Annotated in this window: 9 protein-coding genes; 5 read left to right on the plus strand and 4 right to left on the minus strand. The window is 48.3% G+C overall.

Annotated elements, in window-relative coordinates:
• The 3 genes from B2X00_RS08505 to B2X00_RS08515 form a co-directional block, all read left to right on the plus strand.
• Positions 1-646, plus strand: a 646-nt coding sequence (locus tag B2X00_RS08505) for an electron transfer flavoprotein subunit alpha/FixB family protein (RefSeq protein WP_290487157.1), incomplete at its 5' end; no start/stop codon positions are given.
• Between the two features lie 176 nt (positions 647-822).
• Positions 823-2,643 carry a DUF1302 domain-containing protein gene (locus B2X00_RS08510; RefSeq protein ID WP_071463148.1) on the plus strand — a complete coding sequence of 607 codons (1,821 nt, stop codon included), beginning with the start codon at positions 823-825 and terminating at the stop codon, positions 2,641-2,643.
• A gap of 120 nt (positions 2,644-2,763) precedes the next feature.
• Entirely contained in the window at positions 2,764-4,788 is a 2,025-nt protein-coding gene (locus tag B2X00_RS08515) for a S9 family peptidase (RefSeq protein ID WP_290487158.1), read from the plus strand.
• A gap of 59 nt (positions 4,789-4,847) precedes the next feature.
• Here B2X00_RS08515 and B2X00_RS08520 read toward each other — a convergent pair whose 3' ends face one another.
• The 3 genes from B2X00_RS08520 to B2X00_RS08530 are packed head-to-tail and all read right to left on the minus strand — an operon-like array spanning position 4,848 to position 7,776.
• Positions 4,848-5,960, minus strand: coding sequence for a glycosyltransferase (locus B2X00_RS08520; protein WP_290487159.1), 1,113 nt, complete (start codon positions 5,958-5,960; stop codon positions 4,848-4,850).
• On the minus strand, positions 5,957-6,679 hold the full coding sequence (locus B2X00_RS08525) for a glycosyltransferase family 25 protein (protein ID WP_290487160.1): 723 nt from the start codon (positions 6,677-6,679) through the stop codon (positions 5,957-5,959). The genes B2X00_RS08520 and B2X00_RS08525 overlap by 4 nt, the downstream gene beginning before the upstream one ends.
• Complete coding sequence (locus B2X00_RS08530; protein WP_290487161.1) at positions 6,679-7,776, minus strand: glycosyltransferase; 1,098 nt, start codon at positions 7,774-7,776, stop codon at positions 6,679-6,681. Before B2X00_RS08530 ends, B2X00_RS08525 begins: the two co-directional genes overlap by 1 nt.
• Positions 7,777-7,851: 75 nt before the next feature.
• Between B2X00_RS08530 and ung the strand changes: the two genes are divergently transcribed.
• On the plus strand, positions 7,852-8,526 hold the full coding sequence (gene ung / locus B2X00_RS08535; protein WP_290487162.1) for a uracil-DNA glycosylase: 675 nt from the start codon (positions 7,852-7,854) through the stop codon (positions 8,524-8,526).
• Here ung and B2X00_RS08540 read toward each other — a convergent pair.
• A complete protein-coding gene (locus B2X00_RS08540; protein WP_290487163.1) occupies positions 8,513-9,025 on the minus strand; it encodes a cytochrome b/b6 domain-containing protein in 513 nt (170 codons plus the stop codon). The two genes, ung and B2X00_RS08540, sit on opposite strands and share 14 nt — an antisense overlap.
• A 264-nt stretch (positions 9,026-9,289) precedes the next feature.
• Between B2X00_RS08540 and B2X00_RS08545 the strand changes: the two genes are divergently transcribed.
• Positions 9,290-9,463: a DUF3545 family protein gene (locus B2X00_RS08545; protein WP_083405059.1), complete on the plus strand. Its 174-nt coding sequence runs from the start codon at positions 9,290-9,292 to the stop codon at positions 9,461-9,463.
• Positions 9,464-9,493: the final 30 nt, after the last annotated feature.

Consider the following 9,493-nt stretch of genomic DNA (forward strand, 5'->3'; position numbering starts at 1 on the left):
TAAGAACTTTATGCCGCGTGTTGCCGCGTTGCTCGACGTTGCGCAAATCTCTGACATTATTGCGGTTGAGTCAGCCGACACATTTAAGCGTCCGATCTACGCAGGCAACGCGATCGCGACCGTGCAAGCCGAAGATGCTATTAAAGTCATCACGGTGCGCGCGACTGCGTTTGATGCAGTTGCAAGTGAGGGCGGTGCGGGCTCGGTTGAAGCTGTCGATGCGGTATTTGATAACGACAAATCTGAATTTGTTGGTGAGCAGTTAGCCGAGTCAGAGCGTCCAGAGTTGACCGCCGCCGAAATCGTTATTTCGGGTGGTCGCGGTATGCAAAATGGCGAAAACTTCAAATTAATTGAAGATATCGCTGACAAACTTGGGGCCGCTGTCGGTGCATCACGCGCTGCTGTAGACGCGGGCTTTGTGCCGAACGACATGCAGGTGGGTCAGACCGGTAAAATCGTTGCGCCGCAATTGTATATTGCTGTCGGTATTAGTGGTGCAATCCAGCACTTAGCGGGTATGAAAGACTCAAAAGTGATCGTCGCTATCAACAAAGATGAAGAAGCGCCTATCTTCCAAGTGGCTGATTATGGTTTGGTCGCTGATTTATTTGAAGTCTTACCTGAGTTAAACGAAAAACTCTAGTTATTCTCGCCTCTAATGACACGGTCGATTACCGCTTTTTAACAATCGACCGTGTCAATTTCGATACTTTTCGACCTGATGTACTTGCATATTTTTAACTCATCGGACATGATTCAATCATCACCGCCGTAAAAGTCAAAAACATTAGGTGGATCACAATGAAAAGAAGAACAACTATGTTAAAAAAATTACCTCTCGCGTCAGCCATCGCGCTGGCATTTGCTTTGCCTGCGCAAGCCGCGGACTTTGAAGTTGGCGATTTCGACGTTAGCTTTACCTCGATTCTTTCTTACGGTGCTGCATGGCGCATGGAAGATCCATCGCTGCGTTTGATCCACCCAGGTAACCGCGAAGGCGGCATGGCCGGGTCAAGTGTAGGCGATGACGGTAACCTTAACTTCGATAAAGGTGACTTGGTTAGTTCTGTATTCAAAGGCGTACACGATTTAAGTATCGACGGCGGCGACTACGGTGCGTTTATTCGCTTTAACTATTGGTATGATTTCGTGATTTCTGACGAAAACATGCCGCATGGTCACCCGGGCAATAACTATTATCCCAATACCAAACTGAACGACGACGTATTCGATGATTACTCGCAAGGTAGTGGTATTGAATTACTCGATGCGTTCGTCTTCGCAAACTTTGATATTGGCGATATGCCAACAAGTTTACGCGTAGGGCGTCAAGTATTGAGCTGGGGTGAAAGTACTTTTGTCTTTAACGGTATTAACGACATTAACCCGCTTGACGTTAACGCAGCACGCCGTCCGGGTGCCGAAATTAAAGAAGCATTATTACCTGTAGGCATGGTCAGCCTTAACGTAGGTCTCACCGACAGTTTGAGCCTCGCAGCGTTTTATCAATACGAGTGGGACAACACCAAGCTTGATGGTTGCGGCACATTCTTCTCGAGTGTCGACATTATCGGCGGCCCAGGCTGTGGTAAGGTGACGCTTAACCCACAATTAGTCCCAGGTGACCCAGACAGTTACTTAAGTGACCGCGAATCGGTAGAAGCGGGCGCTTACATTGGTAGTAATCCGCGTCTTGAAGCCTCTGACAGTGGTCAGTGGGGTATGAACCTGCGTTACTACTCAATCGACCTCGATACTGAGTTCGGTTTATATTTCATGAATTTGCATAATAATACGCCAATTATCTCAGCGTATAACTGGACCGTTGATCCTGAGCAATTCATGGATGCCGCGGATCGCCAAAATCCTAACTACACCTATGCAACGCCGAACGGCTACCCTATCGACGGTCCTCGTTTGGTTATCGAATACCCTGAAGACACAGAGTTATATGGCGCAAGCTTCAGCACCAACCTGGGTCTTTGGTCAATCGGTGGTGAGTACAGCTATCGTAAAGACATGCCTGTACAAATTAATACCACAGAAATCCTAACGGCTGGTTTGCGTCCGAACGTACCGAGCACCTTTGGTGATCGCGTACAAAGCACTGAACTGGGTGGTTTGGCGCATGGTTATGATCGTTTAGACGTCAGTCAGGCGCAAGCGAGTTTCGTTCGTTTCTTCGACCGTTTCATGGGGGCTGACCGCATGACTTTCGTGGGCGAAGTGGCGATGAACAAAGTACACGACTTGCCTGGTTTAGAAGAGCAACGCTACGGTCGCTTGCCGCTGTTCGGTAAGTGCTTATTACCAAGCGAAGTAGGCCCCGCTGCGGCAGGTAACTGTGAAGGTTTCGTTACCGAGAACTCGTGGGGTTACCGGACGCGTTTACAATGGGAATATCTCAGCGTTTGGAATGGTTGGAGCTTAACGCCTGTGTTGCAGTTTAACCATGACGTTGATGGCTACTCACCTAACAGCAACTTTATCGAAGACCGTAAGTCAGTGGGCGTTAACTTAACCGCTGATTATCTGTCGACCTACAAGGTGACGTTAGGCTATACCCAATACTCAGGCGGTGATTTTGATGCAACGACTGACCGCGATTACGCGTCAGTTAGTTTCTCATACGCATTCTAATGACTGCGACAAACCGTACAATAAACATGCTCATTTAGCTTGCATGTTTGAGTCGCTAACGATAAAACCGTCTCTTATGAGGCGGTTTTTTTATTTGCAGGCAACACGGAGAGAACGAGAATGAAAAAGTGGCTAATGGGTGCGATAGCGGTAACGTTGTCGACCAGTGCCGTCGCACAGACCGATCGCACGTTGCAGTTAGAAAATGTATTTGACCTAGAATATGCAGCTTCACCCACCTTGCATCCAAGCGGTGATTACGGCGTATTTGTACGTCAATCGATGGACATTAAACACGACCAAAAAACAGGGCGTTTATGGACGGTCAAACCCAACGGTGACATTCGACCACTGACCGGTGACTCGGCTCATGAGTGGAGTCCTGTCTGGTCACCCGATGGTAAACGGCTCGCGTTTATCTCGGATGCTTCGGGGAGCCCACAAATTACAATTTATTGGACCGACACAGGTAAACATGCGGTTATTAGTGAATTGACCCAAACACCGAGTTCCCTAAGTTGGTCGCCCAACGGTGAATATATAGCGTTTAGCCAGTTTACACCGATTAAATCAGCGGCTCCGGTGTCGTTGCCAGGTAAGCCGGAAGGCGCTGACTGGACTGCACCACCTCAGTTCGTTGATAAAGACAACTACCGCTATGATGGCGGCGGTTACGTCAGCGATGGTTATCAACAAATTTACGTACTCAGTGCCGAAGGTGGCACAGCCCGTCAAATCACCGACGATGAATACAATAATGGTGGCGCGCTCGAGTGGTCAGCGGACGGTAAACAAATTTACTTCTCGGCAAACCGCCGTAGTGACGCGTTTCGTCAACCGATGAATAGTGAAATTTATGCGGTTCAAGTCGACACAGGCGAGGTACGTGCGTTGACTGACCGTAATGGTCCTGACGGTGCCCCTAAACGCTCACCTAACGGCGACTGGCTCGCGTTTACCGGCAATGACGATAACGGCATGAGCTCACAGATTTCTCGTCTCTACGTGATGTCCGTGGACGGTGCCCAGTCGCGCGTGCTGACCTCAGACTTAGATCGCAGTGTTACCGGCTTTGCATGGGACACCGACGGTGAGGGAATTTACTTTACATACGATGATAAGGGCGTTGGCCAACTCGCTCGTACCGACCTAGACGGTGATTACCAGCAGTTAACCGATCGCGTCGGCGGTTTATCCTATGGTCGTCCATACGGTGGCGGCGACTTTTCAGTGGCCGGTGACGATCAAGTACTATACACCTTATCAAACCCACTGCGTCCCGCTGACTTAGCATGGTGGGATGACGGCGATAGCCAGCAAGTCACGCAACTTAATGAAGATGCGCTCGGTCATAAGCAGCTCGCGCAGGTTGAGGAAATCACTTATAAGTCGTCAGTGGACGGTCGAGATTTGCAAGGCTGGATTGCTTATCCACCCAACTTTGATAAAGATAAAGACTATCCGTTAATTCTAGAAATACACGGTGGCCCTCACACGAACTACGGTCCACGCTTTTCGGCTGAAGTACAGCTGTACGCAGCAGCTGGCTATGTCGTGCTGTACACCAACCCTCGGGGCTCAACCAGCTATGGTGATGATTTTGCCAATGAAATTCACCAGAACTATCCAAGTCATGACTATGATGATTTGATGGATGGGGTGGATGCCGTTATCGATAAAGGCTTTATCGATGAAGATCAACTGTATGTTACGGGTGGCAGTGGCGGCGGCGTATTGACCGCTTGGATTGTTGGACATACCGATCGGTTCCGTGCGGCGGTAGTGGCGAAGCCTGTTATCAACTGGTATAGCTTCGTATTAACGGCGGATATGTATAACTACTTCTATCAGTATTGGTTCCCAGGTTTACCGTGGGACAACCTCGAGCACTATATGAAACATTCACCTATCAGCTACGTCGGTAACGTCACAACGCCCACTATGTTATTGACAGGTGAGCAAGACTACCGAACACCGATGTCTGAAACCGAACAGTACTATCAGGCGTTGAAATTAGCGGGGGTAGAAACAGCGATGGTGCGGATTCAAAACTCAGGTCATAGCATTTATGCACGTCCGAGTAATTTGATGAGCAAAGTTGCTTATATCTTATACTGGTTTGAAAAACACAAATCAGACGATTAAACGTACTTAATCGCATCGAAGCCGGCCCTAGCGCCGGCTTTTTCATATTTCAACGGGCCTTATTGGATACTCTCTAAGTAGCGGTTAACCGCGTACTCTGGCGTCACTTTATCGCGCAGTGCCCACTGATCATGGTCAAGGTTCACTGGCTCGTTTAGCATCGCCAGCAAACGTTCAGCCAACGCATTCGGGTCATTCATCGGTACCAGCCAATCGTCCAAAATACCCTCAGCGATTTCTGTCGGACCACACTGACAGCGTGTCGAAACAAATGGCGTGCCACAGACAACAGACTCAACAAGTACGTTAGGCAGACCTTCAAAATCTGAGCTTAACGCCAAACATTGTGCTTGTTTAATCCATGGGAACGGATTGTTTTGAAATCCGGGCACAATCACATCGTCGTGTGCATCAAACCGATCGAGTAACCGCTTAAGCTTTTTATCTTTGCGAGTTAACAGCACTAATTTAACGTCGGGACGGTGTTGGCGAACCTGCTTAAACGCAGCTAAAAGTACATCATGGCGTTTTGCCTTTGCGCAACGACCGATATGAATGACATAGGGCGTATCAGGAATCGCATCGTTAGTCTGCGCTGCTTGTTGTTGGATATCGTCCCAGTCAATCGGATTGTGGATCGATTCAACCGCACCGAGCGGTAGCCAATCATGAGCAGCTGCGTATTCACGAGCTAATTCGTCCGATACAGCAATGACATGTTGATCCTTGAGTGACAACTTTTTGCGCTTTAATCGCCAGTGCTTTAACCAACTCATCCGGCGTGCGGTTGTCATTTCGCCTTCGAGCGAAGTATGCACGACATAACGTTTAGGAATATCACGGGGTAAGCGACGCACCACCCAATGCGCTTCATCTAAATGGGCAAACAGCGCGTCAATGCGGCTGTCGCTGTCTCCCTCGATTGTTTTTAAGCAGCGCTCAAGGGAAGCAACCATTTGCTTTGATTTACCCAATAAATCGATATTCTTGGTGTTCTCGAATGGCAGCATATGAATGTTGGTGAGCTTTTCGATGTCGTAGACACCTTTAGTGCACAACACGACAATATGATGGTCGATGCCACGCTTGAGAAACTGTTCATGTAAGCGTAGACAGACTTTTTCGGCGCCACCACCTGTCAAGGTCGGTACCACAGTTACGATAGTTGTCATCGGTGGCTCGCTTTTTTTAATTTAAATTTGATAGACTCTTTTAGCTTTGTCCAACGGCGCTGCTTCAGGTCTTTGCGTTGTGCCATTTGCTGAATTTCGCTTTCCGCATCACTGACATTGGCAACGTAGGGTACCAATCCCTGTACCTTAATGCCGAGTTCCCACTCCCACTGCAGATCCACATCGATAGCCCGGAAAAACGGTGGGCGATGAGTGAGTAACGCTTGTGCCCCTGTTAAACTGACAGCCTGTGCGACTGTTCCTGTCGGTGCTTTAGGATAGTCTACCAGCGTAAAGTTGTTAATCGAGAGACGTGTTTGATATGGGCGCTTTTTAAAAGGATTAGCTAATTTAATGTAATCCCAAGCGTGAGTGTGGGTTAACTGTTCGATCTCAGCGATAGCCTCGGGAAAGCCGTCGTCGAGCACTAGGTCATCCTCTAACACGATGGCGAAATCTAGCGCTTCAGCGATAATACGTCGCCAACATTCAACATGGCTGAGATAACAACCCATTTCACCTATAGTCAGATTATAAGCCGTGCGGCGCTCGGCTTGCTCAATATCAAAAGCTGCATCAATCTCTGCCTTGGTGAGCTGAGAGCCATCAACCGCCGCAATGCGTTCAAAAGGGACGTTCAGGCGATTCAACTGCTGCGCCGCTTTTTCTAAACGCTCAGTGGAGCGATCTAAGTTAATTAGGAAAACTTTATAATTCATCAGCGGCTCGATCCTTGCTGCAAACGCTTAAACAGCGCCAAATACTGCTGGCTCATGTGTGTTTGGGTATACTGCGATAATGCATCTTGGCGCGCCTTTGCACCGAGTTGGTTACAGAACGCATCATCACTAAGTAGTCGTTCAATTTGATCCGCCAAGTGCTCGGCGTCTTGGTGACGATGAGTCAGGCCATTGCACTCTTCAGCGATGACTTCTTGTACGCCAGGTACTTGACTGCCTATCACCGCGCAACCCGCTGCCATCGCCTCTATCAAGGTCAACGGCATACCTTCATAATGGGTACACTGGACAAAAATACGTGTGTTTTTAAGCAATTCGGGTACATCCGAACGATAGCCCGCAAACTCGATCTGAGCGTCCAGCCCTAACGCTTGCACCTGTTGCTTTAATGGCTCAACAACACGCGCTTTACCCTTGCCAATCAGTTGTAGCTTAACCCTGACCCCACGCTGTTGCAAAATACCGACTGAGGCGATTAGCGTGCGGTGATCCTTCTGTTTGGCGATACGCGCCACCATGATAACGTCACCCGCGCGTTCCGAGGCAGGGCTGGGTAACTCTGAAAATGCATCGGGCTTGATGCCATTGCTAATCGCTATGCATTTGTCAGCGTCATAACCTCGCTTTAGGAGTACTTGGCGGACACCTTCCGAACAGCCAACAATGGCATCCGTAACTGCATTCAATTTGCGCGACAGCCAATAGCGAAATCGGGTGTAACGCTCTCGTGTGTTGTGTTCCACTTGAACAATATGCGGCACACCGGCTAAGTAAGCGGCCAAGCGGCCCCATAAATGTTCGCTAAAACCGTGGGCAACAAAAACATCAGGTTTTAATTGGTGACACAGACGCACGAGCGCAAAGACGGTTGTGAGGTGTAGCCAGTTATTAACGACATACACGCGTATACCTTCCTGCCTGAGCGCTTCGACCCGTTGTTTTGGCATGTGACTTTTCTTTCGAAGCACTAAAATGCTTTCTACGCCGGGCTCGTGTTGTGTCGCACGCACCAAGGATAGAGCGACCTGTGTGGCGCCGCCGGAAAAACCGCCCGTAACAAAATGAATGACTCGCAAAAACGATGTACCTTTTAAAACCTAGCTATTGAGTGGCATTATAGGGCAAAGTGAATCATCAAGTAAGGTCGTATCATGGCAAAAGCGTGGCAGTCACTTCTCGCTGAGGAAAAGCAAAAGGATTACTTCGTGCAACTGATGCAGCGTGTCGAGCAAGCGCGAGAAACAGAGGTGATCTTTCCACCCGAATCCGAGGTGTTTAATGCGCTTAAGCTGACAGCACCAGAGCAGGTTAAAGTGGTCATTTTAGGGCAAGATCCTTACCATGGGCCAGGGCAAGCCCATGGTTTGAGCTTTTCGGTACCCGAAGGTGTCAAACTACCGCCTTCATTGCGGAATATTCTCAAGGCAATTATGCAAGATTACCCCGAAGCACAAGCACCGACTCATGGTGACTTAACGGCTTGGGCGCACCAAGGTGTCCTGCTACTCAACACGGTGCTCACCGTGGCACAGGGTCAGGCACACAGTCATGCAAACTGGGGCTGGGAAACCTTTACAGACACCGTAATTGAACGCTTAGCTAACGAATACGAAAACATTGTCTTTATGTTGTGGGGCGCCCATGCACAGAAAAAAGCAGCGCTTATTCCAAACGATAAGCATTGCATTTTAAAGGCACCTCATCCATCACCGCTATCCGCACACCGCGGTTTTTTCGAGGCGCGCCATTTCGTACAAGCCAATGATTATTTAATGGCTCACGGACGCGCCCCCATTCAATGGGCGCCAGGTATTAACGGTGCTTAGCTAGACGGGTAAACTGCTTGATCGCCGCCAACATATGCAGCGTAATTAAGCCGGGTAGTACATAAGTGGCGAGTAATTTGTGTATCTCTTCGGCCGGTTCGTGGAGCGCTGACCAACTCGAAAGGTCGATAAGCCAAGTTGTCTGCGATGTCAGTGTGATACCTTCACCCTCGGTAAATAGATAAAGGGGACCGGTGATTAATACCACCAGCAAGGTCAGTAACATTAAACTTTGCAGCCACTTGGCAAATTTAAATGTCGCCTGCTCATCAGCGTCGGGCTGACGGAACCCCGCAATCGCCCTAAAACCGATTCTTATCAACAAAAATAGACCTAAGTAGAAACCTGTGGTGACATGAATGCCCTCAACGGCATGTTTAAAAGTGCGCTCGTCGGCAAATAGCATCATAAATCCAAGCGTTAACATAATCGATAAGGCAATCACGGTCAGCCAATGCATCAGTTGGGCAAGCGCAGAATAGTGTGTGGAAGTATTCATAATCTCAGACTCTTTCATTTGTTTACTAAAGCCTATGCGGAAAAGCTTAAATTTAGCTTAAGCTTAAGCAACTTTGCTTAACGCCTTGATTACAAATGGCTATATCATGATCCATGTCACGCAAGCTTCATCACCGGTTAACATTTTTGAAACAAATTCCTTTTATTCTCGCTCGGAGTGTGGTAATTAATCATATGTGAACAAATTGTTGAGCAGTTTGTTTTGTGCGCTAATCCATAATTATAATGATACTGAGAGGTAGTCATGGACCATTCAGAAGAGCTTCAAAAAGTAAGTGAGAAATCATCGAAAGGACGCACAACGAAGCGCAAATGGCGTGAGATAGAACAACTCAAAGAAAAGTATCGTCTACGCGAAGAGCTGACTGACATCGATTCTTCGTTCGATATCGACTTAGAAGAAATCGAGCTTCGATAAAACAAAAAGGCCGGCAAATTTGCCGGCCTT

The sequence above is a fragment of the Idiomarina sp. UBA3162 genome (assembly GCF_002364475.1).
GTDB lineage: Bacteria > Pseudomonadota > Gammaproteobacteria > Enterobacterales > Alteromonadaceae > Idiomarina.

What these genes read in the sequence shown, in the direction of transcription:
- B2X00_RS08510 (WP_071463148.1), top strand. Translation starts at nt 823, where the DNA reads ATGTTAAAAAAATTACCTCTCGCGTCAGCCATCGCGCTGGCATTTGCT.
- B2X00_RS08515 (WP_290487158.1), top strand. Translation starts at nt 2,764, where the DNA reads ATGAAAAAGTGGCTAATGGGTGCGATAGCGGTAACGTTGTCGACCAGT.
- B2X00_RS08520 (WP_290487159.1), bottom strand. Translation starts at nt 5,960, where the DNA reads ATGACAACTATCGTAACTGTGGTACCGACCTTGACAGGTGGTGGCGCC.
- B2X00_RS08525 (WP_290487160.1), bottom strand. Translation starts at nt 6,679, where the DNA reads ATGAATTATAAAGTTTTCCTAATTAACTTAGATCGCTCCACTGAGCGT.
- ung (WP_290487162.1), top strand. Translation starts at nt 7,852, where the DNA reads ATGGCAAAAGCGTGGCAGTCACTTCTCGCTGAGGAAAAGCAAAAGGAT.
- B2X00_RS08540 (WP_290487163.1), bottom strand. Translation starts at nt 9,025, where the DNA reads ATGAATACTTCCACACACTATTCTGCGCTTGCCCAACTGATGCATTGG.
- B2X00_RS08545 (WP_083405059.1), top strand. Translation starts at nt 9,290, where the DNA reads ATGGACCATTCAGAAGAGCTTCAAAAAGTAAGTGAGAAATCATCGAAA.